24 protein-coding genes and 2 pseudogenes are annotated in these 23,838 nt (G+C 61.3%); 19 read left to right on the top strand and 7 right to left on the bottom strand.

Translation table 11 applies throughout. From position 1 onward, the window contains the following. Positions 1-250: 250 nt before the first annotated feature. Positions 251-2,983 (top strand): preprotein translocase subunit SecA, encoded by a 2,733-nt coding sequence (secA, locus tag LB528_RS23445; protein WP_224716487.1) that lies wholly within the window; start codon positions 251-253, stop codon positions 2,981-2,983. Between the two features lie 207 nt (positions 2,984-3,190). Here the strand turns inward: secA and LB528_RS23440 are convergent, their stop codons facing one another. Continuing rightward, positions 3,191-5,776: a helix-turn-helix transcriptional regulator gene (locus LB528_RS23440; protein ID WP_224716486.1), complete on the bottom strand. Its 2,586-nt coding sequence runs from the start codon at positions 5,774-5,776 to the stop codon at positions 3,191-3,193. Positions 5,777-6,018: 242 nt separating this feature from the next. On the opposite strand from LB528_RS23440, the gene LB528_RS23435 reads away from it, so the two are divergent. The 15 genes and pseudogenes from LB528_RS23435 to LB528_RS23365 all read left to right on the top strand — a co-directional run bounded on the left by LB528_RS23435 (position 6,019) and on the right by LB528_RS23365 (position 18,374). Further along, the gene (locus LB528_RS23435) at positions 6,019-6,291 is read left to right on the top strand and encodes a DUF4242 domain-containing protein (protein ID WP_224716485.1); all 273 of its coding nucleotides are present in this window, start codon (positions 6,019-6,021) and stop codon (positions 6,289-6,291) included. Between the two features lie 112 nt (positions 6,292-6,403). Further along, complete coding sequence (locus LB528_RS23430; protein ID WP_224716484.1) at positions 6,404-6,553, top strand: hypothetical protein; 150 nt, start codon at positions 6,404-6,406, stop codon at positions 6,551-6,553. Between the two features lie 255 nt (positions 6,554-6,808). After that, positions 6,809-7,261, top strand: coding sequence for a hypothetical protein (locus tag LB528_RS23425; protein WP_224516673.1), 453 nt, complete (start codon positions 6,809-6,811; stop codon positions 7,259-7,261). Positions 7,262-7,575: 314 nt separating this feature from the next. Beyond that, positions 7,576-8,979, top strand: a complete 1,404-nt coding sequence (locus LB528_RS23420) for a lipopolysaccharide biosynthesis protein (protein WP_224716483.1) — start codon at positions 7,576-7,578, stop codon at positions 8,977-8,979. Next, positions 8,979-10,259, top strand: coding sequence for a GNAT family N-acetyltransferase (locus tag LB528_RS23415; RefSeq protein WP_224516640.1), 1,281 nt, complete (start codon positions 8,979-8,981; stop codon positions 10,257-10,259). Before LB528_RS23420 ends, LB528_RS23415 begins: the two co-directional genes overlap by 1 nt. A 71-nt stretch (positions 10,260-10,330) precedes the next feature. Continuing rightward, entirely contained in the window at positions 10,331-11,491 is a 1,161-nt protein-coding gene (locus LB528_RS23410; RefSeq protein WP_224716482.1) for a YncE family protein, read from the top strand. Between the two features lie 204 nt (positions 11,492-11,695). Beyond that, on the top strand, positions 11,696-12,028 hold the full coding sequence (locus LB528_RS23405; protein ID WP_224516638.1) for an ArsR/SmtB family transcription factor: 333 nt from the start codon (positions 11,696-11,698) through the stop codon (positions 12,026-12,028). A 24-nt stretch (positions 12,029-12,052) separates the two neighbouring features. Further along, positions 12,053-12,742: an aquaporin gene (locus LB528_RS23400; RefSeq protein WP_224716481.1), complete on the top strand. Its 690-nt coding sequence runs from the start codon at positions 12,053-12,055 to the stop codon at positions 12,740-12,742. Beyond that, positions 12,739-13,160 (top strand): annotated as a pseudogene (gene arsC, locus LB528_RS23395) (arsenate reductase (glutaredoxin)). Before LB528_RS23400 ends, arsC begins: the two are co-directional and overlap by 4 nt. 64 nt (positions 13,161-13,224) lie before the next feature. After that, positions 13,225-13,545, top strand: coding sequence for an ArsR/SmtB family transcription factor (locus LB528_RS23390; protein WP_224516635.1), 321 nt, complete (start codon positions 13,225-13,227; stop codon positions 13,543-13,545). 50 nt (positions 13,546-13,595) lie between these two features. After that, the gene (locus LB528_RS23385) at positions 13,596-14,984 is read left to right on the top strand and encodes an NAD(P)-binding protein (RefSeq protein ID WP_224716480.1); all 1,389 of its coding nucleotides are present in this window, start codon (positions 13,596-13,598) and stop codon (positions 14,982-14,984) included. Between the two features lie 66 nt (positions 14,985-15,050). Further along, positions 15,051-16,199, top strand: a complete 1,149-nt coding sequence (locus tag LB528_RS23380; RefSeq protein WP_224716479.1) for an MFS transporter — start codon at positions 15,051-15,053, stop codon at positions 16,197-16,199. Between the two features lie 214 nt (positions 16,200-16,413). Then, a complete protein-coding gene (locus LB528_RS23375; protein WP_224716478.1) occupies positions 16,414-16,905 on the top strand; it encodes a thermonuclease family protein in 492 nt (163 codons plus the stop codon). Between the two features lie 103 nt (positions 16,906-17,008). Then, positions 17,009-17,506 (top strand): TIR domain-containing protein, encoded by a 498-nt coding sequence (locus tag LB528_RS23370; protein WP_224716477.1) that lies wholly within the window; start codon positions 17,009-17,011, stop codon positions 17,504-17,506. Further along, positions 17,499-18,374, top strand: a complete 876-nt coding sequence (locus LB528_RS23365; protein WP_224716476.1) for a DUF4231 domain-containing protein — start codon at positions 17,499-17,501, stop codon at positions 18,372-18,374. The genes LB528_RS23370 and LB528_RS23365 overlap by 8 nt, the downstream gene beginning before the upstream one ends. Here the strand turns inward: LB528_RS23365 and LB528_RS23360 are convergent. Together LB528_RS23360 and LB528_RS23355 are read right to left on the bottom strand one after the other, a co-directional pair. Next, the gene (locus LB528_RS23360; protein WP_224716475.1) at positions 18,363-18,551 is read right to left on the bottom strand and encodes a hypothetical protein; all 189 of its coding nucleotides are present in this window, start codon (positions 18,549-18,551) and stop codon (positions 18,363-18,365) included. The genes LB528_RS23365 and LB528_RS23360 overlap by 12 nt on opposite strands. After that, positions 18,548-18,874: a hypothetical protein gene (locus LB528_RS23355; protein WP_224716474.1), complete on the bottom strand. Its 327-nt coding sequence runs from the start codon at positions 18,872-18,874 to the stop codon at positions 18,548-18,550. Before LB528_RS23355 ends, LB528_RS23360 begins: the two co-directional genes overlap by 4 nt. Before the next feature lie 87 nt (positions 18,875-18,961). On the opposite strand from LB528_RS23355, the gene LB528_RS23350 reads away from it, so the two are divergent. Next, positions 18,962-19,249 carry a hypothetical protein gene (locus LB528_RS23350; protein WP_224716473.1) on the top strand — a complete coding sequence of 96 codons (288 nt, stop codon included), beginning with the start codon at positions 18,962-18,964 and terminating at the stop codon, positions 19,247-19,249. Next, positions 19,249-19,629 carry a hypothetical protein gene (locus LB528_RS23345; protein ID WP_224716472.1) on the top strand — a complete coding sequence of 127 codons (381 nt, stop codon included), beginning with the start codon at positions 19,249-19,251 and terminating at the stop codon, positions 19,627-19,629. Before LB528_RS23350 ends, LB528_RS23345 begins: the two co-directional genes overlap by 1 nt. A gap of 14 nt (positions 19,630-19,643) precedes the next feature. On the opposite strand, the pseudogene LB528_RS23340 reads toward LB528_RS23345, so the two are convergent. After that, positions 19,644-19,871 (bottom strand): annotated as a pseudogene (locus LB528_RS23340) (SOS response-associated peptidase); the annotation flags it as partial. A gap of 433 nt (positions 19,872-20,304) precedes the next feature. Between LB528_RS23340 and LB528_RS23335 the strand changes: the two are divergent. Then, positions 20,305-20,601, top strand: coding sequence for a hypothetical protein (locus LB528_RS23335; protein WP_224716471.1), 297 nt, complete (start codon positions 20,305-20,307; stop codon positions 20,599-20,601). Positions 20,602-21,205: 604 nt separating this feature from the next. Here the strand turns inward: LB528_RS23335 and LB528_RS23330 are convergent. The 3 genes from LB528_RS23330 to LB528_RS23320 form a co-directional block, all read right to left on the bottom strand. Then, positions 21,206-21,703: a hypothetical protein gene (locus LB528_RS23330; RefSeq protein ID WP_224716470.1), complete on the bottom strand. Its 498-nt coding sequence runs from the start codon at positions 21,701-21,703 to the stop codon at positions 21,206-21,208. Further along, a complete protein-coding gene (locus tag LB528_RS23325) occupies positions 21,700-22,227 on the bottom strand; it encodes a hypothetical protein (RefSeq protein WP_224716469.1) in 528 nt (175 codons plus the stop codon). Before LB528_RS23325 ends, LB528_RS23330 begins: the two co-directional genes overlap by 4 nt. A gap of 712 nt (positions 22,228-22,939) precedes the next feature. Next, on the bottom strand, positions 22,940-23,818 hold the full coding sequence (locus tag LB528_RS23320; protein ID WP_224716468.1) for an ATP-dependent DNA ligase: 879 nt from the start codon (positions 23,816-23,818) through the stop codon (positions 22,940-22,942). Positions 23,819-23,838: the final 20 nt, after the last annotated feature.

Genomic DNA, 23,838 nt, shown 5'->3' with positions numbered 1-23,838 from the left:
CCAGCCTCCATTCGCTGGCGATAAAACCGGACAACTCATGTGCTACCTAACCCGGACAACTCATGCGCTTACGACAATAGGGCTAACGCGGCGTTGACATCGATTGAGCCCCCTCTTATCTGTCCAACGACTTGGCGTCCAGAACCGTTTTCCGGGCGCTTTTTGCGTTTGTCCGCATTCACGCGGATTTGATGGGCCCGCCAGGTGCCTGTCGCAAACGGCCAAAATTGCTATCGAAAGGGACCATTGGATGGTCAGTCTCGGCGGTCTCGCCCGTAAGGTTTTCGGTTCTTCCAACGACCGCCGCGTCAAGTCGACCCGGCCCAGGGTCGAAGCCATCAACGCGATGGAAAACGAGATGCGGGCGCTTTCCGACGCCGAGCTCGCCGGGCGCACGGAGAAATTCCGCCAGGATCTGGCCAACGGCGCTTCGCTCGAAGATCTCTTGGTTCCGGCCTTCGCCACGGTGCGCGAAGCGGCCCGCCGCGTGCTCGGCATGCGGCCTTTCGACGTCCAGTTGATCGGCGGCATGGTGCTTCACAATGGCGGCATCGCCGAGATGCGCACCGGCGAGGGCAAGACGCTGGTCGCCACCTTGCCGGTCTACCTAAATGCGCTCGCCGGCAAGGGCGTGCATGTCGTCACCGTCAACGACTATCTCGCCAAGCGCGACGCCGAATGGATGGGCCGCGTCTACAAATTCCTCGGCCTGACCGTCGGCATCATCGTCCACGGCCTTTCCGACGAGGAACGCCGCGAGGCCTACGCCTGCGACGTCACCTATGCCACCAACAACGAGCTCGGCTTCGACTATCTGCGCGACAACATGAAGTATGAGCGCTCGCAGATGGTGCAGCGCGGTCATTCCTACGCCATCGTCGACGAGGTCGATTCCATCCTGGTCGACGAAGCGCGCACGCCGCTGATCATTTCCGGTCCTCTCGAAGACCGCTCGGAAATGTACAACACCATCGACGCCTTCATGCTGAAGCTCGGCCCGGCCGATTACGAGGTGGACGAGAAGCAGAAGACGACGATCTTCACCGAGGACGGCACCGAGAAGCTGGAAAATATGCTGCGCGACGCCGGCTTGTTGAAAGGCGAGTCGCTCTACGACGTCGAGAACGTCGCCATCGTCCACCACGTCAACAACGCGCTCAAGGCGCATTTGTTGTTCCAAAAGGACAGAGACTACATCGTGCGCAACGGCGAGATCGTCATCATCGACGAGTTCACCGGCCGCATGATGCCTGGACGCCGTTATTCGGAAGGCCTGCACCAGGCCCTTGAAGCCAAGGAGCATGTGCAGATCCAGCCGGAGAACCAGACGCTGGCCTCCGTCACTTTCCAGAACTATTTCCGCCTCTACAAGAAGCTTGCCGGCATGACCGGCACGGCGCTGACCGAGGCCGAGGAATTCGCCAACATCTACAATCTCGAAGTCACCGAGATCCCGACCAATCTGCCGGTCGCCCGCAAGGACGAGGACGACGAGGTCTACCGGACGGTGGAAGAGAAATACAAGGCGATCGTCAAGGAAATCAAAGACGCGCGCGACCGTGGCCAGCCGATCCTGGTCGGCACCACCTCGATCGAGAAATCCGAGCTGCTGGCCGAGCGCTTGCGCAAGGAAGGCATCAAGGACTTCGAGGTGCTGAACGCCCGTCACCATGAACGGGAGGCGTCCATCGTCGCCCAGGCCGGCAAGCCCGGCGCTATCACCATCGCCACCAACATGGCCGGCCGCGGCACCGACATCAAGCTCGGCGGCAATGCCGAGATGCGCATCGCCGAGGAACTCGGCGACATGCCGGCCGGGCCGGAGCGCGAGGCGCGGGAAAAGGAAATCCAGGACGATGTCGAGCGCCTGAAGGAAAAGGCGCTGGCCGCCGGCGGCCTCTATGTTCTGGCCACCGAACGTCACGAATCGCGCCGCATCGACAACCAGCTGCGTGGCCGCTCCGGCCGCCAGGGCGACCCGGGCCGCTCGAAATTCTTCCTGTCGCTGCAGGATGACCTGATGCGCATCTTCGGCTCAGAGCGCATGGACGGGATGCTGCAGAAGCTCGGCCTCAAGGAGGACGAGGCGATCATCCATCCGTGGATCAACAAGGCGCTGGAGAAGGCGCAGAAGAAGGTCGAGGCGCGCAACTTCGACATCCGCAAGAACCTTCTGAAATACGACGACGTTGCCAACGACCAGCGCAAAGTTGTGTTCGAGCAGCGCATCGAACTGATGGACGGCGAAGGCCTGTCGGAGACGATCGCCGAGATGCGCGAAGGCGTCATCGAAGAGATCGTCACCAAGAACATTCCCGAAAACGCCTATGCCGAGCAGTGGAACGTCGCCGGCCTCAAGGAGGAAGTGGCGCAGTATCTCAATCTCGACCTGCCGATCGAGGAATGGGTCAAGGAAGAGGGCATCGCAGAGGACGACATCCGCGAACGCATCACCGCCGCGGCGGACGCGGCCGCCAAGGAGCGTGCCGACCGCTTCGGTCCGGACGTAATGAACTATGTCGAACGTTCGGTGGTGCTGCAGACGCTCGACCATCTGTGGCGCGAACACATTGTCAATCTCGATCATCTGCGCTCGGTCGTCGGCTTCCGCGGCTATGCCCAGCGTGACCCGCTGCAGGAATACAAGAGCGAAGCCTTCGAGCTGTTCCAGGCCATGCTTGGCAATCTGCGCCAGGCGGTCACCGCGCAATTGATGCGCGTCGAGCTGGTGCGCCAGGCGGCCGACGCGCCGCCGCCCGAAGCTCCCGAGATGTTCGGCAGCCATATCGACGGCTCCACCGGCGAGGACGATTTCCAGGGCGGCGAGACCGCGCTTCTGATGCGTCAGGACACCAGCGCCGTCGTCGCGCCGGAAAACCGCGACCCGAAGAACCCCGCGAGCTGGGGCAAAGTCGGCCGCAACGAGCTCTGCCCCTGCGGCTCCGGCAAGAAGTACAAGCACTGTCACGGCGCCTTCGCCTGAGCACCTTTTCCTTCTCCCCGTTGAACGGGGAGAAGGTGCCCGGAGGGCGGATGAGGGGCAGCGCCTGCGTTCGGCGATATTAGTGCATGATCCCGAAAAGTGGGAACCGGTTTTCGGAGAAGATCATGCTCTACAAGAGTTAGATCAGGTGATTTAACGAAACGTCATCCTGATCTAGCACCCCGGATTTATTTCAGCTTCCCGCCCTCACACCAGCCCCGACGCGCGCGCCGCGGCCGCCGCCTCGCCGCGCGAGATGACTTCCAGCTTCTCCAGCACCGCCGAGACATGGTGATCGACCGTCTTGGGCGAAATCGTCAGATGCGCGGCGATCTTCTTGTTAGAAAAGCCTCGCTCGAGAAGTTCCAGCACTTCCATCTGGCGCTGCGTGAGGCCGGCCTGGTTGGCGCGCGTCGCCTGCCTCGGCCCTCTTGCAATGTGGATCAATCCGCTCTGCCGCATGAGGCCGCGCACATGCTGCGCCACCGGCCTTGCGCCGAGCGCCTCGAAGCCATCGAGCGCCTCGCGCCGCGCCGCCTCATCGCCCTTCAGCAACGCGAGCGCCCGCTCGAAGGGAGCGTCCATTTTCGCCCAGAGCGCGGCGGCGGCACGCCAGTCGCCAAGCAGTTGCAGGCGATGCGGCTCAGCCATTCCGTCGGTGTCGCCGGGATCGCTTTCGGGCAGCAAAAGCTGCCGCCATATCGCCAGTTCGCCGAACACCGCCCGCGTCGGCGCAAGGCTTTCGGCGAGGGCGATGAGGCGCAGCGCTTCGTCCCTGTTCCCCTCGCCCAGCCATGCCAGTTCGGCCATCACCGAGGCGAAGGGCACAAGCCGTTGCAGCTCCATGCCCTTGTCGAGAAACAGCCTCATCTCGTCGAGGATCGGCTCGGCCGACGGGTCTCCCCTGCGGATGCGCAAGCGGGCCAGCGCGACGAGTGAGGGGTAGCGCACCAACGGCGTCGTTGCTTCATCGTCGACAACCTCATGCGCCATGGCCGTGGCATCATCCCAATGGCCGAGCCTGAGCAGAAGCTGCGCCTGCACGCCGCGCATATAGTCGCGCCAGGTCGCGAGATCGTTCTCGACGCAATAGCCGATACCGCGATCCAGGAAAGCCGCCGCTTCGTCGAAGTTAAGCCTGTTCATCTCGACGCAGGCGCAGTTGGTGAAGGCCCGCGCGGCGTGCTCCTGAAAGTTGCCCGACAGCGCAATTCCAAGACTGCGGGCGAGATCGCGCCGCCCCTTGGCGAAATCCAGCCATTGCCCGGCCGCCCCGACATTGTTGAGGGCGTGGCAAAGGATGTCCCGTCGGTTGAGCCGCTCCGCCAGTTCGACGGCCTTGCCGCCGAACCTAAGCGTCTCCTCGAGCCGCTCGGCCAGCATCGCCAGCTGCGAGAGATTGGAATAGGCCATGGCGAGTTCGGGACTGTCGGGAGCCGTTTCCAAAAGCTCCATGGCCTGTGATCCGAACCGGTCCGCCGACTCGCGATCGCCGAGCAGATAGGCCAAGCGTGACAAGCACCTGAGGCTGTCGCCTTCCTTCAGCCGATCCCCCAGCGCCTGGCGCAGCTGGCGCGCCCGGCCTTGTGCTTCCATCGCCGTGTCGACGCGGCCGATCAGGTGGCACTCGAACGCATGGCCTTCGTAAAGCTCCGCCTGCTTCTCGATCGGCAGAGTATCCGCGTAGCGCAGGGCGACCTCGTAATAGCCCGCCGCATCGCGATGCGCGCCGACGCGAGATGCCTCCCGCGCGGCGACCGGCGCGAGCTCGCGCACCACGTCCAGGTTTTGCGCTTCCACGGCATGATGCACCAACCTTGCGGTGGCGACCTGCGGATTGTCCCGCAAGGCTGCCAGGGCACGCTCATTGTACTCCCGCCGTTTGCTGGGCGTCAGCGCCATCTCGATGGCCGTGCGGGCGATCTCGTGCCGGAAGGCATAGCCGTCGCCGAAATCCTCGAGCAGGCCGTGGGCCACGCATTCGGCGAGTTGGCCGGCGGCGGCAATTCCGCAAAGGCCGCTCAGCGCCCAGGCATCGGCGCGGCGCGGAAACACCGAGACAGCGTCGAGCATCGAACGGGCGCCCGGCGACAATCTTTCGGCGCGCGCCAGCACGGCGTCGCGGACGCTCGCCGGCAACGCGCCATCGCCTGCGGCGGCGAGCAGCTCGGTGACGAAGAAGGCGTTGCCCGCCGTTGCGCGGTAGATCGCGTCGCCGTCGCGCTCGGCCGCCGCGGCGAGCGAGAGCACCGCGCTTTCGCTGAGCAGCGGCACTTCTATGCGTTGGATATTGCCCGCCGGTATCTCGCCGAGCGCCCGGCGCACGCGCATCTGTCCTTCGCTGCGGTCGGTGCGCGCCGTGATCAGAAGCAGGATGTGCGTGTTTGCAATACGCCGGCCGAGGAAACGCACGAAATCGAGTGTCGCGTCATCGGCCCAGTGCAGATCCTCGATGACGAGCAGGCATGGGCCTTTCGCCTCGAAGACGTCGAGCGCCTCGGAAAACAATGGCAGGCGCTGCACCTGGCGGTCGTCGATCGCCCGCGGCGGCTCCCAGTGCGCCTCGCGGGCCAGATCGTAAAGCGGCCCCAGCGGATCGGGAATAGAGAGGTCCTCGCAGGCGCTGCGAAGCACGATCAGCCCCTCGCCCAAGCGGCTTGCGAACGCCTCGGCCAGCGCCGTCTTGCCGGCGCCGGCTTCCCCCGACAGGACCACGACGCGGCCGCGCCCGCCTGTTGCATCTGCCAGCAAGGCATCCATTTGCTGCAGTTGCGTCTGCCGTTCCAGAAGCATCGTCACTCTCTCGCGAAACCAGAATTTTCCATCGTGGCGGCCGCCGCCGCGATAGCGTGGGAAACGGCACAGAAATGTGACTTTCCACACATTGAGGTGCCATCTTCCACATAAAACGTCGCAAAGATAGGGAATCGTCCCGGCCAATATGGGGAATGGCTCCGATGCGCGCCTTCCGCGAAGGTGATTTCTGCTGGGTCGCGCTTGAACGAGCGCAATTCACCAATGAAAGGAAACCGATCGTGCCTCGTTACCTGATTGAACGTACCTTCCCCGATGGGCTGCACGTGCCGATGAACGATGCCGGCGCAACCACGATGGGCGGCGTCATCGCCCGCAACGCCGAGAAAGGCGTCACCTGGGTGCAATCCTTCGTCTCGCCCGACAAGAGCAAGAGCTTCTGCATTTACGATGCGCCCTCGCCGGAGGCGATCCGCAGCACCGCGCAGAAGAATTCGCTTCCCATCGACAAGATCACGGAGGTCCGGGTCCTCGACCCCTACTTTTATCGCTGATCGGGCAGACCATGTTGGGCAGACCGTACCCGTCGCCGGCGGACCTGACGCCGTGCCGGATAGCGAGAGTGTATCCGCCGCAGCGGATAATGTCCCGCCACGGCGCGGCTTCATGCGACGGGCTGTGTCGGCGTTGCTTTCGCCCCTGCGAAGCCGGCGCTGTCTCCTGCCACCGCAGGACGATTACCTGAAGCGCGACATCGACCTGCATGAGCGGGAAAACCCGCGCGAGTACTGGGAATATTGGTGGCATCACCGCTGATCCCGCACCGGGCAATTCCAGGAAAGTGCGGAGCGGTTTTCCCTCCGGAATTGCGCAAAACAAAGACTTGGAGCGGTTCGTTTGGTGAACCGCTCTGGTCGGGATCAGCGACCATCCTTTTTATCGCCAGGCGCTGCCGGCGTTCGGAGTTGGCCTTACTGGCCGATTGCCGCCGCTTGCGCGCCTCAATTGGAGAGACAAATGAACATTCAGACCTTAACCAAATGCGTTATCGGCGCTTCTGCCTCGATCATCATGCTGATGGCGGGCGCGGCCACGGCAGAAACCGTCAATCCGCTTGCCGAAAAGGTGCGGGCGCTGGACAGCCGCTTCGAGGACGTCGCCGTGGCGAAAGCTGAAGGCTACGCGCCGATCCCCTGCGCCAGCGGCCTCACCGGCGGCGCGATGGGCATCCACTACGTCAACGCGGCCTATCTGAAGGACGACGCCGTTGACGTCGCCAAGCCTGAAGCGGTGATGTACGAGCCGATGGCCGGCGGCAAGCTGAAGCTGATCGCCGTCGAATACATCACCGCAAAGGGCCCCGCCTCGCTCGAGGGCCATCTGTTCAACTTCAACACCGCGCCCAACCGCTACGGCCTCGGCCCCTTCTATGAGTTGCATGTCTGGGCCTGGAAGCAGAACCCCACCGGCGCCTTCGCCGACATGAACCCGAACGTCTCCTGCGAGGCGATGCAGGGGATGTGAGACACCCTTTCCTTCTCCCCGTTTCACGGGGAGAAGGTGGCCCGAAGGGTCGGATGAGGGGCGGCGCCGGCGATTGCGATCGGCCGCCCCCTCGTATCTGACAGAGGATAATCACCCTGTTTAGGACCCTCCCGCAAAGAACCTTTTCGACACGCGGTTCATCCCAAATTTCCGAAGCCGGCTCTGCCTCTCATCCGCCTGCCGCCACCGCTCCCCGTGACCGGGGAGAAGGAAGCACCCCACCCACCCTTTCTTAAGGTGTTTCGGATAGACCGAAACCTTAGAAAGAGGCTGGAAAACGGAGAGTATTCGGGGTGCGCTTTTCCGCGGCAACGACTGCCGGGCGGTTCCTGCCGCAGCGCTGGGCGCTGCGCATGCGGCCGTTGCTTGGCCGCATCGATGCCGTTCTGTTCACCGCCGACGAGCGCGGCGAAGCCGGGCGCATGTCGCTGATCGCCTTTTCCATCCGTATCATCAGTGCCTTCATCGCCTTCGTCAGCCAGGTGCTGATGGCACGCTGGATGGGCTCGTTCGAATACGGTATCTCGGTGCTGGTCTGGGTAACGATGGTCATCGTCGGCAATCTCGCCTGCCTCGGCTTCCACACCTCGGTCATCCGTTTCATTCCCGAATATCGCGAGCGCGGCATGCTGGCCGAGCTGCGCGGCATCGTGCAGGCGAGCCGCCTTTTCGTGCTCGTCGCCTCGACTCTGGTGGCAGGCCTTGGCGCGCTTGGCGTGTGGCTCGCCTCGGACTGGATCGAGAAGTACTACGTCATCCCCTTCATCCTCGGCGTCATCTGCCTGCCGATGATCGCGCTCGGCGATCTTCTTCAGGGGCTGGCGCGCGCCAATTCCTGGGCGCTGCTGGCGCTGTCGCCCACCTATCTGGTGCGCCCGGTGCTGATCCTGATGTTCATGGCGCTGATGCTTGGCCTGCACTATGTGCCCGACGCCAAGACCGCGATCTTCGCGTCGATCGCCGCAACCTATGTCACCACGCTCGGCCAGTTGATGGCCGTCACCTCGCGCATGGACAAAAGAATCCTGCCCGGGCCAATGACCGTGCATTTCGGCCAGTGGATCCTCGTTTCGCTGCCGATCTTCCTGGTCGAGGGCTTCTTCTTCCTGCTCACCAACGCCGACGTGCTGATGGTGGGCGCCTATCTCGATCCCAATGATGTTGCCGTCTATTTCGCCACGGTGAAGACGCTGGCGCTGGTGCATTTCGTTTATTTCGCGGTCAAGGCCGGCGTTGCCCAGCGCTACGCCCAATTCACCCATGGCGAGCCGCATCGGCTTGCCGCCTTCGCCCGCGAGACCGTCTCCTGGACCTTCTGGCCCTCGCTGCTGATGGCGCTACTGGTGCTGGCGCTGGGCGAGCCGATGCTGGTGCTGTTCGGTCCCGAATTCACCGCCGGCTATCCGCTGCTCTTCCTGCTGGTGCTGGGCGTCGTGGCGCGCGCCGCCGTCGGCCCCTGCGAGAGCCTGCTCACCATGAGCGGCAACCAGAACATCTGCGCCGCCGTCTATGCCATGACGCTTGCCCTCAACATCGGCCTCAACGTGGTCCTCATTCCGCTGTTCGGCCTCTGGGGCGCGGCCATCGCCACCAGCCTCGCCATGGTCTTCGAGGCCAGCGCGCTCTCCTTCACTGTCTGGCGCAAGCTCGGCATCGTGATGGCGATCTTCGTGCCTGCAAAGAAGGAAATCGCCTGATGGCCGCCGTCCCTTTGCTCGAAGAGACCAGCGGCGGCCCCGCCGGCGCCATGGTCTCCAACCTTGCCGGCTTGGCGCGCGAGGCCGACCCGGCCCATATCGAGCTCTTCGCCAGCAACAGGCCGGAACGCAAGCTAGCCATCTACCCGGCCTCGGCCGGCTTCGACCTTGTCGAGGAGCTCGACTATCTCAGCGCCCGCACGATCGAGCCCAATGTCTTCTTCAACCCGCGTTTCCTGGCGCCGGCCATGCCGCGGCTGGAAGACCGCGAGGTGCGGCTGGCCGTCATCCGCGACGGCGACGAGTATCGCAACCGGCTGCGCCTTCTGGTGCCCTTCTCGGTCGAGCGGCCGGCGATCCCGCTCGGCGTTCCGGTGATGCGCACATGGTCGAGCCCGTTCGGCCCGCTCGGCACGCCGCTGGTCGACCGCGACGATCCCATCGGCGTCATCGAGGATTTCTTCTCGATGCTGTCGAGGCCGCATCTCAAGCTGCCCAGGGTCTTGGTGCTGCCCGATATGCGCCTCGACGGTCCGGTGGCGAGCCTGCTCACCTCCTTTGCCGACAGCCGTGGCTTGACCATGGTGACCACCGGCAAGGTCGAACGTCCGGTGCTGGAGAGCGACGCCGACGGCGAGGACTACCTCAAGGCGTCGCTGCGGGCGCATCACTACCGCGAATTCCGCCGCCTGAAGCGGCGCCTTGCCGATCAAGGCAGGCTCGAGCACGTCGTGGCGCGCGGGCCGGATGAGATCCGCCACGCCATCGAAAGCTTCCTGACGCTGGAAGCGGCCGGCTGGAAAGGCCGCGAGCGCACCGCGATGGCGATCGACCGCTACCGCGCCGCCTTCGCCCGCGAGGCCGTGCACCGGCTGGCCGAGCAGGACATGTGCCGCATCCACCTTTTGACGCTCGATGGCCGCACCATCGCCTGCCTGATCGTCTTCGTCGAAGCCGGCGTCGCCTATACCTGGAAGACGGCCTATGACGAGACGCTCTCCGCCTATTCGCCGGGCACGCTTTTGATGATCGAGGTGACCAGGCAGCATCTCGACGATCCAAACATCGTCATGACCGATTCCTGCGCGGTTCCGGACCATCCGGTGATGAGCCGCCTGTGGAGCGAGCGCAAGCCGACGGGCACGCTGGTGATTGGGTTGACGCCGGACGCCGACCGGCTGGCCCGGCAGGCCGCCTCGCAACTGCATCTCTACCGCGAGACCCGCAACATGGCGCGCATCCTGCGCAATCGCATGCGGAGCCTGCTGAAAAGACGCTAGAGGGGCGGCGAGACACCGGCTATGGCTTGCGGCGGCCGGACCCGGCCGGCCTTCACCACAAAGCACTCCAAATGATCGATATCGTCCTGCGCTTCGCCCGCCTTTGTGCGCCGCTTGTCCTGCTCGCCATGTTTCCGGCTCGAGCCGTGGCCGATACCTGCCCGGAGGATTGCTCCGATCCGGCGCCTCCCCCGGTCAACATCTACAGCCAGACCAAGGCCGGCCATCTGAGTCCCGCCACGGCCGGCGCGCTGTCGCGCGTCTATGTGCCGAACCGTTCCTCCAACAGCGTCTCGGTGATCGATACTGTCACCTTAAAGGAGGTCGGCCGCTTCCCGGTCGGCAGCAAGCCGCAGCATGTCGTGCCGTCCTGGGACCTCAAGACGCTGTGGGTCGCCAACAACGGCACCGGCAGGAACGGCAGCCTGACGCCGATCGACCCGATGACGGCCAAGCCCGGCCAGCAGATCCCGGTCGACGACCCCTACAATCTGTATTTCATGCCGGACGGCAGCGCCGCCATCATCGTCGACGAGGCGATGAAGCAGCTCGATTTCCGCGACCCGCACACCATGGCCTTGAAATCGAGCCTGCCGACGCCGACCTGCCCCGGCATCAACCACGCCGACTTCTCTGCCGACGGCTCCTACGCGATCTTCACCTGCGAATATGGCGACGGCGGCCTGGCCAAGATCGACCTGAAGAACCAGAGGGTGCTGGGCCACCTCGACCTCTCGAAAATGGGCATGCCGCAGGACATCCGCCTGTCGCCCGACGGCAAGGTCTTCTACGTGGCCGACATGATGAATGACGGCGTGTTCCTGGTCGACGGCGACAGTTTTCGGGAAATCGGCTTCATCCCGACCGGCATCGGCACGCATGGCTTCGTCGTCAGCCGCGACGGCAAGCGGCTCTACGTCTCGAACCGCGGCTCGCACAGGATGGAGCAGGGCAAGGCCAGGGGCCCGGGCAGCGTCACGGTCATCGACTTCGCCACCCGCGCGGTGGTCGCGCAATGGCCGATTCCCGGCGGCGGCAGCCCCGACATGGGCAATGTCAGCGCCGACGGCAGGCAGCTATGGCTCTCCGGCCGCTTCGACAGCGAGGTCTATATGATCGACACGATGAGCGGCGCGGTGATCAAGATCCGCGTCGGCGCGGAGCCGCATGGCCTCACCGTGTGGCCGCAGCCGGGGCGCTACTCGCAGGGGCATACGGGGAATATGCGGTAGGTACTTTTGGGGTGGCCCGCCACCTACGCCCAAGGCCGCGATGCGCTCCTGATGGGCCGAAGACCCGGCCGGGGGAAAGGAGGCGCGTGCTGATGATCGGATTGGGCGCGCAAATCTTTGGCCAAAAAATTCCGCCCTTTTCAGCCTGTCGTCCAACCGTCATGCTGGGGACCTACACATCCGCAAATCTGGATGGATGGATGCATGGACAAGACAGCAGCCCTGCTCGCGCTGGCCGCGCTTGGCCAGGACACAAGGTTAGGGGCTTTCCGGCTGCTCGTGCGCGCGGGTGCCGAAGGTGTTCCAGCTGGCGAGATCGCGTCGCAACTGGGAACGGTGCAGAACACCATGTCTGCGCATCTGAAGGTCCTCGACCGCGCCGGGCTGGTTCGGGCCGAACGGGAGGGACGGATCATACGTTATCTCGTGGACATGAACGCCTTTCGCGATCTGCTGGCCTATCTGATGGAAGACTGCTGCAGGGAGGCCCCAGAGTTTTGCCAGCCAGTCATCCAAGCGGCGACCTGCAAATGCTGATGATCTCGGAGGAGGATCGGCACCATGTCCGCTGACCTGTCGCGACGGCTCGCTGCCGAAGGCCTTGGAACCGCGATGCTGGTCGCCGCTGTGGTCGGTTCGGGCATTATGGCTGATCGGCTGACCCATGATGCGGCACTCGCCTTGCTCTGCAACACCTTGCCGACCGGCGCGATACTGGTCGTGCTGATCACCGTCCTCGGCCCGACTTCCGGTGCGCACTTCAACCCGGCTGTCACGCTCGTGTTCAGCTTGCGGCACCAGATCGGCCTCGACGTCGCTCTGACCTACGTGGCAGCCCAGCTCGCTGGAGGCATTCTCGGCACACTGGTCGCTCATGCCATGTTCGACATGCCGCTCTTCAGTCTCTCGACCACGGTGCGCTCGGGGTCTGGCCTGTGGATCGCCGAGGCGGTCGCGACCTTCGGGCTCGTCTTCACCATCCTTGCGGGTCTTCGCTTCCGAGCGGATGCCATCCCGTGGCTGGTTGGGCTCTACATCGTGGCCGCCTACTGGTTCACCGCATCGACATCGTTCGCGAACCCAGCAGTGGCCGTGGCCCGCGCCCTCTCCAACACCTTCGCGGGTATCCGGCCGCTCGACGTCCCCGCATTCATCGCAGCTCAGCTCGCCGGCGCTCTGGTCGCTATGGCACTAGCTGGGTGGCTGCTCGCGGAACCCCAAGCCCTCACGAAAGTGGAACCCGCCGGATGACCGTCACGATCTATCACAACCCTCAGTGCGGCACCTCGCGAAACACGCTCGCCATGATCAGGCAGAGCGGCGAAGAGCCCGAGATCATCGAATACCTCAAGACGCCCCCCTCGCGCGCCAAGCTGGTTGAGCTGATCGCAGCCATGGGTATCACTCCGCGTGCCCTGCTGCGGGAAAAGGGAACGCCCTATGAGGAGCTTGGGCTTGCTGACCCAAAGTGGTCAGACGACGATTTGATCGACGCCATGGTCAAGCATCCGATCCTGATCAACCGCCCAATCGTGGTGACCCCGCTGGGTGTGGTCTTAGCGCGACCATCTGAGGCGGTCCTGCCGATCTTACCCAATCCCGACATCGGCCCTTCACCAAGGAAGACGGTGAGGTCGTGATCGACGCGAGCGGCAAACGGGTCGGCTGACTATATTTCGATCATTGTCGAAATAGGTGTTGACCTGTGGCGGCTGCGGGCGCAGTTTATTTCCATGAAACTCGAACAAGCCGCAAAACAGCTCGAAGCCATCGGCAACCCGACACGGCTCAAGCTCTATCGCACTCTGGTCAGAGCCGGCGAGGCAGGTCGGCCCGTGGGGTATTTGCAGGACAGCCTTGGCATCGCAGCCTCGACGCTGTCCCATCATTTGCATCGCCTTATTCTGACTGGTCTCGTGACGCAGGAGCGGCAGGCGACGACCCTCATCTGCCGGGCCAACTACCCTATCATGCGAGATCTGATCGGCTTCCTGGCTGACGAGTGCTGCGCTGACGCGGCTTGCGGTGCCGTCGAGGGCGAAGCGGCAGCATAGCGTCTTTTTTGTTTCGTATTTCGATGATCCCGGAAGGACGGAAAATGTCAATGAATGACCGTGACGTCCTCCCTGTAGCCGTCATCGGAGCCGGCCCGGTCGGCTTGGCGGCCGCCGTCCAGCTTATCCAAAGGGGACTCCCGGTGAAGGTCTATGAGGCCGGCGATGGCATCGCCACCAATCTCAGGGATTGGGGTCATGTCCGGGTGTTCACGCCTTGGCGCTACTGTGTTGATCGGACGGCGGTAAAGCTGCTTGAGCGCAGTGGCTGGACGATGCCCGATCCGGAAGCGTTCCCAACCGCTGATGGGCTGGTCGCGCACTACCTTGAACCGCTCGCGAGGCTCCCTGAACTCTCAACATCTATCGAGACCAATGCAAACGTAGTTGGCATCTCCCGCTGGGGCGCGGACAAGGTCTTGAGCAAGGATCGACAGGCGCGGCCCTTCATGTTGGTCGTGAAGACCGCCGAGGGGATCAAACGCGACGGCGCGCGTGCCGTCGTTGATGCGTCTGGGACGTGGCAGACGCCAAATCCGCTTGGTGGCGGTGGTGTCGCGGCGGAGGGCGAAGCCGAGTTCGCTGACAAGATCGCCTACGGCATCCCCGACATTCTCGGGCGCGACCGCAGCCTCTATGCAGGTCGCACAACCCTGGTGGCAGGGTCCGGCCTTTCGGCCGCCAACGCACTGCTGGAACTCGATAGACTGGCTGCTGATGAGCCGGGCACCACTTCTCTCTGGGTGACACGCAGTACCGATCTTGTGCGCATTTACGGCGGTGGAGACGCCGACCAACTTCCCGCTCGTGGCGAGTTGGGCTCTGATGCTCGCGAGTTGGTGGAAAGCGGCGGCACAACGATGGTGACCGGCTTCGCGACGCTAGCCATCCGCGGCTCAAACGGCCGCCTAACCGTCGAAGGTCAAACGCGGGACGGCTTACAAGTGCTGGGACCTGTTGACCGTATCATCGCCGCAACCGGCCAGCGGCCCGATCTCTCCCTCACGCGCGAACTTAGGCTGGACCTCGACCCATGGCTTGAGAGCGTCAAGGCGCTGGGGCCTCTGATCGACCCCAACGAACACTCCTGCGGCGATGTTCCCCCGCACGGCCATCGCGAACTGAGCCACCCCGAGCCCGACTTCTACACTGTCGGCGTCAAGAGCTACGGCCGCGCTCCGACCTTCTTGCTGATGACCGGATATGAACAGGTACGGTCGGTCGCGGCAGCTCTCGCTGGCGAGATGGCGGCTGCGGATGCGGTGCAACTGGTGCTACCCGAAACAGGCGTCTGCACGGTCCCTCCCTCGACCATACGCGCGGCGGGTGGCGGGTGTTGTGGTGACCCAGCTCCTTCCGAGGCAGACGCCTGTTGTGTCGCCGACGCTGAAGCGGAAGCCGCTGGCAAGAGCGGCTGCGGCTGCAACGCAGCAGCATGAACGAACCAAACCGCGATGGAGCACAGTCGGCGAACGATCATAACCGTCCTTGGGACTACCCAGATCATGGCCTGGGGGTCCACCTACTACCTGCCGGCGGTCATCGCACCCAAGATAGCCGCTGACACTGGCTGGCCACTGACTTGGGTCGTTGGCGGATTGTCGCTCGGCTTGCTCGTCGCCGGTTTGATCTCGCCTCGTGTCGGCTCTTCCATCGAGCGCCACGGCGGCCGGAACGTTCTTGCGTTCAGCGCCGGCTGCATCGGCGTCGGCCAGATCGGGCTCGCTGCCTCGCCGAACCTCGCCGCCTATATCGCAGCGTGGCTCATTGTTGGACTTGGGATGGGGGCGGGCTTGTACGATGCCGCCTTCGCGACCCTCGGCCGGCTCTACGGGCATAGCGCGCGCTCGGCTATCACAACCCTTTCGCTGTTCGGCGGCTTCGCCAGCACGTTCTGTTGGCCGGTCTCGGCCTTCCTGATGGGCGAGACGGGCTGGCGCGGCGCATGCCTCGTCTATGCTTCGGTCCAGTTGTTGTTCGCCCTGCCCCTCTATCTCGCAATGTTGCCGCGTGGGGTGCCGCTGCCGAGCGTCACAGACCGACCGGGAAAGGCGCAGGTTGGCACCGCCGTTCAGCCGGCCTCAGTTCCGATCATGGTCGTCCTAGCCGCCACGCTGACCTTGGCGGCGGTCATTTCGTCGACGATGTCAGTTCATCTGCTCACCATCTTGCAGGCCAGCGGCATGGCGCTCGCCGCTGCCGTTGGGCTCGGGGCACTGGTCGGCCCCGCCCAGGTGTCGGCGCGTGCCGTCGAGATGGTCATCGCCCGCTACCATCATCCCATCTGGACCAAGTTCGCGTCGGTGAGCTTCGTTGCCATCGGCATTGGCGCGCTCTGGGTCGGGGTTCCGGTGGTGCCCGTGGCGCTGGCATTCTACGGTGCAGGCATCGGCCTCGAAACAATAGCGAGAGGCACGCTGCCGCTCGCTCTGTTCGGTCCGTCGAGGTACGCGAGACTGATGGGACGTCTTGCTATGCCCAGCTTGATCGCCCAAGCGGCAGCGCCGTCTTTAGGAGCGTTGTTGTTGGAGCAAGTCGGCCCCCACGGCACCCTTGCAGTTCTCGCCGGTTTGGCGCTGCTGAACGTCGGGCTCGCTTGCAGCTTGGGCTGGCTGATCTTCCGTCGTCGAACGCTACAGGTGCAGATGCAATAATGCATAGTTATCGGCCGGGCTGTTACGAGTTTGGACCCCATGAGCCCTGCCGGCCGGCTGCCCTTTTTGGAACGGCTTTGACGACCGATAAGGCTCATCGACAGCGCGCCGGTAGCGGTAGGACGTGCTTCCCGTCTTTTTTGCTTCGCCTACGTTGAAGAATGCTTGTCTGACACTGTGCCCATTTCTGTTCCTCCCGTTGTACCTCGGAGGAATGACAACCCTTGAAGCTGCTGGATTGTTGATTTCAAATCAACCAAATGGTGCCCCTAGCCGGGGGGTACGAAGCGAAATATTTCAGGCGCTTACGAAAGAAGTGGGACAAATGGTGCGCCTCAAAGTCATTATGTTTTTCGCCCTGCTTGTCTCACCGGCAGCCGCCTCACCCCTCGCCCTTGACGGCGACACTGTGATCCTGGACGGGCAGCATATCCGGATCGCCAACATCGATACGCCAGAAATCCATGAATACCACTGCGATGCCGAGCTGCGGCTCGGCCTGGTGGCGAAGCGACGGATGGCGGAGCTCCTTTCGAGCGGGCCGATCGTCGTGCATGAGGGCGATCCGGGCAGTGGCCGGCAGATCGATCGCTATGGGCGGATGCTGGCCACGATCGAGGTCGACGGCAAGGATGTCGGCGAAATCATGATCGCGGAAGGGCTGGCGCGGCGTTGGAGCGGCAAGCGCCGGCCCTGGTGCAGGTAGCAGAGGGTTAATCCACTGCAATTTTCCACGGCTGCATTGAGTACTGGCCCGGACTCGCTAAGTTGCCCAACAATAGGGCAACAGCAAACGGGCGGGACTACCAATGGCCTATAGAAACAAGACGTACGTCATTTTCGATGGCGATGAAGACATGTGGGCCTACGGGTTTATGAAGGGCTGGAAGCAGAGTGAGCACATTGATTTTGACTTTTACGACGCTCACGACATTAACGGGATTCGGGACGGATCCGGCGAAGAGACCGTCAAAAGGCGGTTGAGAGAGCGCCTGGCGAACACCAAGCAGGCAATTGTTGTAATCGGAGAAAAGACCAAGAACTTATACCGCTATGTTCGGTGGGAAATTGAGACTTGCTTGAATAAGGGGATTCCGATAGTTGCAACAAACTTGAATGGCAGCCGCCGCATAGATGACCGCTGTCCACCGGTACTGCGAGACAAAGACGCTATTTTCGTCCCGTTTCGTGCCAGGATAATAAAGTACGCTCTCGACGACTTTGTTGACAATTTCGGAAACTATCAAGGCAAGGGCGATAACTGGCATTACGTGGACAAAGTTTACAGGGATCTCGGCCTTGAATAGCTACGACTTCCCTGCGCTATATTTGTCTGCCGACGCAGCGAGTGCGTCTGCCCAAAACAAGTATCTCGGACTTATCTTGGCACAGTATTCATTATTGGTGCTCGCTGCCGTTTGTTCCCTATGGTTCTCTCAGTCCTCTGACGTTTACGTTGCCTATGCGATAATCGTTTTGGCTTCTACTGCTCTCCTGATATATACATCCGTTCTAAAACCGGAAAAGGATTGGTATGCCTGCAGAGCTTTGGCAGAGTCAATAAAAACCTCTACTTGGCGATACATGATGCGGGCAGAGCCATTCGATGCAAGCCACACCGTGTCCGAGGTAAAAAAGAAATTCGCCGATTTTCTGAAGCAGATCCTTTCGGCGAATGCCCATATCCAAGAGCCAATCAGTAAACGGCCGCGCACAGGAGAACAAATTACGAAGGCGATGGACAAGGCGCGCAGTTTATCGCTTGACGATAGAATTGACATGTACAGAAAGTGGCGAGTAGATAACCAAAGAAGTTGGTACGCCAGCCGAACAAAATCGAATAGGAGCAGCTTTCAATTTTGGGTGACAGTTTGCGTGCTCGCCCAAGGACTCGCAATTATATTGGCACTATTACGCATCAAACATGATGGAGCTCTCAACGTGTGGCCGACCGAGCCTCTGCTGGTGTTTGCTTCCTCCGTCATTGGCTGGATACAAATTAAGAAATTCAATGAATTAGCGACGGCTTATAGTCTCACGTCCCACGAAATTGGGATCGCGTTGGCGAGGCTCGATGACGTCAGATCCGAGAAAGATTTTTCCGACTTCGTGAATGATACAGAGCGGGCTTTTTCTCGCGAGCACACGCAGTGGGTAGCTCGCTTAACTGAATGAGACATCAAACCTGATGGCCCTGCCCTGCTCTGCCGCGTAGCTGGCAATCAGCGATTGCAAATCGAATACCGGTTCCTCATTTCCTACCGCGCGCAGTGCGGCGATGCCGGCGGCGATCGAAACGGGGCCGGGGTTTTTGGCGAGCAGTTCCGTCAGCACCTCGTCCACTTGTCTCATGCAGGATCCTCCTTCCATACCGGCACGCGGTTGATCTTTATTGCCACCAGGCGGCGGATGCGTAGGCCGACGGCTTCGCGGCCGGTTGGCACGAAGGCTTCGACATCGAGCCGCCCGTGGTCGCGCCCGCCGGCTTCGCATGTCATCCGGTCGGCGAGTGAATCGACGTCGACATCGCCGAATATCTGGATCAGGTCCGCAGGCTGGTAGTTGTGCAGGCGCTTGCAATAGCGGCAGCGCACGCGGACCAGGCGCAAACTGTCGATCAGATTGGACAGCGGGTAGTCGCGATATTTCGGGCTGTAGGGCTCGGGCATGGCCATAAATGAGGAACATATTCCTGCTCGGTCAAGGCCCTCTTGACTCTTTTGTTCTCATTTCGTTCACTGTTGGCAAAACGGTGACATTCCATGAAACCCTTGCGAGCAACCGAAGCCGAGCAGCCCGAAATCTTCGCCACCATAAGGCGCGAACTGCCCGCAATCCATCGTGCCTCTCAGAAGATGATCAAGCAATTGCGCGGTTTGTCCGACATCGGTCAAAAGAAGGCAATTGCGGAGATGATGACGGTTTGGGTGATGGCCGTCTACCCGGAAAGCCTGGACTTGCAGCTATCCCTTGCCGAGGCCATCCGCGACCAGGCCGAAATCGATCTGCGGGAAGCCTATCGGGTGAAAGGGCAGCAAAACCCGCACTGATGGTCAGGCGCAGCCGCAGCATCCCTCCGCCAACGGTCATCGATCGCGAGATGCCGCACCAGGTCGCTTTGCCTGACGACATCTGCACAGCGCACAATTTTACCCTGATCCAGCGATTCCTCGACCAACGCGGGGTGACCTGCCGGACCCGGTCCGTGATAGCGATCTGGGAGGATGGCGTGCAGGAAGAGTGGCGGCTGCATTGCTTCTCCGACGCCGCGGCCGCAGCGGCCTTTCTTGACCACTTCGGCGGGATCAGGTTCGATCCGAAGCGCGACAGGGAGAACGGGCGCGCGCGCGGCGTGTGGCGCCGCCCGGGTGCTTTCACGCGAATTCTAGAGATCGGGCCGCTCAGCGTGCCAGAGGCACTTCGCAACTGAACTCAAGCGGAACGGAATACCGGCCCTCCCTTCGGCCCCGACGGAGGAAAGCCGAACGTCATTGAAGCGAGTTCGACTGCATCGCCGGCTACTCGCATGATCGGCGCCGGATCGTTGATGCGATCGTCGTCGGCTTGAGGAAGATCGAGCTCGGTTTGGTGCGTCGGAATCTTAAGAGCCAGCGACTCCATCATCCGGCAATATTCTGCCCAGGCGATATGCTGCTCATAATCATTGCACATGGAAGATTCATCCGATTGCGAAGCGTGTCTTCGAAAGCGTATTCCTTGCTCTTGGCGATCTCCAGCGAGGTCGCCACAAACGTACTCTGATATATGGCTCTCCTGACAAGTTCCAGAACGAAAACAGAACAAAAACCTTGTGGGAAACCCTTGCCTTTGCGGGCAGACTGAATCGGTAATCAGTATATTGGAAATTGCTGGATGGGGTTTGCGGTGTCCCCTAACAAGTGACACAAGCCGCAAACCCCGCGTTCCAGATGGCTCCCCAAGAGGGTGGTCGTTAGCAGCGACCACCCTTTTCGGTGTAACCACTTTGGTTACATGTTGCGCTTTTCGCAACTCACAAATCAACCGTTACGTATGTTGTCCACCGCTGGGTGAACGAAAATTAGCGGTCGCTTGACTAACCGGCTAGCCGCGCCAGACTCATGAGATGGCGAAGGACAGCATCAAAGTCGGCGACATGGTTGCGATCACAGCAATGATCCGCAAGCGCGTCACAGAGGACCGGGTTAGCGTACTGATCCCTTCCTATCACCAGCCGCATTCGATCGTGGACACCACCCCGGGCATCAGCAGCGGTCAGAAGATCGAGCTGACCGGCGAAGTCCTGCGGGTCGATGATGACACTGTAACGGTCGGCGGCAACGATCTCGGGATTACGGTCAAGCGCAGTGCTGCGCGGCTGGTTACTAGCCATGTGGCACCGAAACGGTCAAAGGCTACCTAATTCGGACGCCCGATCATCGCAGGGCCGACAGCTTGGGCATTCTTGCTGTCGCTCCTAACTAGCATCTATGTGCAGTACAGTGCACATAATCGAGCCTCTCAACCTTCTCCAGCTATTTTGCCGAGATCGGTGAGCATCAATTCTGCTATTCTCCGTTTTCGCACGTCTGAGTTGTTTAGGTAGGTCGTGCGGTGCTGCACTCTCGACTGCTCTGCGCGACGACCTTTGCGAGAAGATGAATGCCGTTGCGCCGAAGCCCGGCAAGCGCGGGCCCTACAAAAAGAAAGTTGCCTTAGTTGATGGGAATTATCCCCTTGAGATACGTATAGGAATTTTGTCCTTATAAGCGATTATTAGGGCTTGAAAATGCCGGGTTTGGCTCATAAATAGGGCGCTTCCACAGTCACAAATTTACCCCGCCTTCATGGCTTTGAAGGAACCTATTGAAGCCCTAGGCGTTTATGGGGTATACAAAGTTCGGCTGATGACGAGTGAAAAACAGCCGACCCACCCGAAAGGGTCCTGCGGCGTGCAGGGGTAACGGGAAGCTCGTACGGTTCCCGAAAGGTTGAACCAAGGGATAGCTCCTTCGGGGGCTATTTCCTTATGGGCGCCTAATTTGTTCCCCTTTGGCGGTCTTGGCGACAAGCGTTGCAAAGCCAATTGAGGGCAGTCTTGTCGGCAGATTTGGTTTCTCGTAAGCGCTAACGACACTCATAACCGCATCGATGCCGCGAGTGGTTGCGCGTTGCATCGTAAAGAACGCCACATAGGGACCTTGGCATTCTGGGACGTTGCGGAACACCAAATATGCATGTTGTTGACTGAAATGCGCCTTAGCGGACCCGGTAATCATCGCCGGGAGATTGAGCGACAGGCGGTGGCGATCAACGCAAAAACACCTCAGGTCAGTTCCATCCACAACGCGGAAATCCGAAGTGTCAGTCTCCCTCCACTCGCGTGCGAACGTGTGAAGGCCGAATGTCACCCGAACCCGGTAGGTTGGTGCGCCTTGCGCCTGCGGCGTCACGTCGAACGTGAAGGGATGCAGGTGTCTCAGATCATATGACACACCTTGAATTGTCCGGTTAGGCCAGTTCATTCGGTGGAGTTCTCCGGCTCAGAGAACATGTCCGCCTTGGGAGTAGTAGTGGGGATGTCAAACGGCGCATTGTGCGGCGCCATGTGATCTTCCTTCGCACGGTATCCGGCTGGTTCGAAATTCTGATCGATGGGCCAATAGCCGTATCCTGGCAGGTTTACAAACCTGTCACGAAGCCTCCACATGATCGTGCCGATGGCTCTAGCCTTGTCCACGCCAGCGACAGGAATTCCTTTCAGTTCCAGCGCTTCTACAATGTCGGTTCTGGTCATCGGATATTTGCGGTCGTACATGAATTGCATGACCTGCTTCGCCATTTTGTGCTTTGACAGGTTGCGGGTCGGTGCAGGCGCAGTCTTCGCTTCCAAGACAGTCATGGTGCCGTCCGGAGACGTGGCTACGATGTCCTGTTCCGGCACCGTTCCACCGCTAAATTTTTGGTGGAGCCTCAGGAAAAGGTCAATTTCTTCTAGCTCTTTGCGGATTTCCTCGCGCCGCCGCTGTGCCCGTTCAAATGCGTCCATGGTGCCAATCTCCGTTTGGCAACCATGTAGCACTACAATTCACAGCTTTCAATAGGAACCCGCCGAGGAATCAGTTTGACACCTCCTGCAACCTGCACTACAAGGCATGTTGCCGATCAGCGGTGCTGAAACGGCAAAGCGCCCGAACCCTGAGGGGAACGAGCGCTTTTGGTTAGTCATCCCGTGGTGCGGGCACACCCGGAAGTGTTGGTTCCGGGAAGGAGGTCAGGACCGTGCTTAAACCGTACGGTCTGGGGAAAGACTGGTTGCCGCCAGTCCGGTACCCCTTGCTCTTGTTAAGAGCCTAACCTGGGCGGGTGGCGTTGCCACCCGCCTTTCTGTATAGTGGGCTTCGGCCAAAATGTCCACTGATACAGGTGCTGTACCCTAGTTGATTGATACCCGGCCGATCACCAACGACCTTATCCTTCGCGTTCTGCATATTGTTCTCATCGAAATTCGTGCGACTGACAATCTGGATAAAGCCCGGATGCTTGCTGACGCATGTCACAATGCACCGAGCATGATTGGAGCCGGTCGAGACCCGCGAGATACTTGGGCAAGCGTTCTTTCGACCGCTCGCCGACTTGAGATTGAGCCTTACGTCACTACGATCTTAGACCGCGTCAGAGCGCAGCAAATTTCAAACTGAGACACTACCTACATCCTGTAGTAGGTGACGCGCTCCTGGTCGTTCTTGGCGACTGCCATTTCATCGCCTCCAGGCTCGTTTCAGGGAGGCGTGACGCAGCTTCTCCTCGCCTTTCAGAGTTTCGACCTCGCCGACCAGGCCAGGCCTCAACCACTCGGCCTTTTCCTTCTTCAGCTCCTTGGGAGGTGGCGCGCCGGTCAGGCGCTGCACCTGGTCCCATAGTTTCTGCCGCTGGTCGAGCTTGAAGTTGACGATGGCCGCGCCGACATAGCGACCATTGTCCGCCATCAGCACACGCACGGCCTGTCCCGGGTCGCGCTGGACGCCGATGATCTCCAGCGTCTTTGTCTGGAAGCATTTCACCTTATGCCAGTCTATGGTTGGTCCGCTGCGATAGCGACTCCCTATCCGCTTGGAAACCATTCCCTCCACACCGGCCATGTCGACCAGGTGGAGCACCGCGTCGCCGGTGCCCGGCATGGCTTCGCTGAACTGAATGCGATTGCCGGCGGGGATCAGGCCTTGCAGGATATCGCGCCGCCGCTCCACGGGCTCGTCGCGAAGGTCCTCGCCGTTCAGATAGATAAGATCGAAAGCGACCAGATAGATATCCCTGGCCCTGCCCGTGCCGATAGCTTTCTGAAGCGCGTTGAAGTCGGCGAGGCCGGCGGCATTGATCTTGATGGTCTCGCCTTCAAGAATGAAGTTGTTAGCTCCGATCGCGGTTGCCTCGGCCGCCAGCTCCGCAAAAACGCCGGTCCAGTCATAGCCCCTTTTGGTGAAAAGCCGAATGCCGCCGCCGTCCTTGATGATCTGCGTTCGATAGCCGTCCTGCTTGACCTCATGAATCCACTCGTCGCCCTTGGGAGGATTCCGGAACAGCCTGGGCACCATTGGCGGAATGAAGGATAACCGATCCGCGCCGGCAGGCTTACGCATTGGAACTCCACGCATTTACT

The organism is Mesorhizobium sp. CA4 (genome assembly GCF_020165075.1).
Taxonomy (GTDB): domain Bacteria; phylum Pseudomonadota; class Alphaproteobacteria; order Rhizobiales; family Rhizobiaceae; genus Mesorhizobium.
Note: the sequence above shows the minus strand (reverse complement) of the source record. Positions and strands in the feature narration are given on the sequence as shown.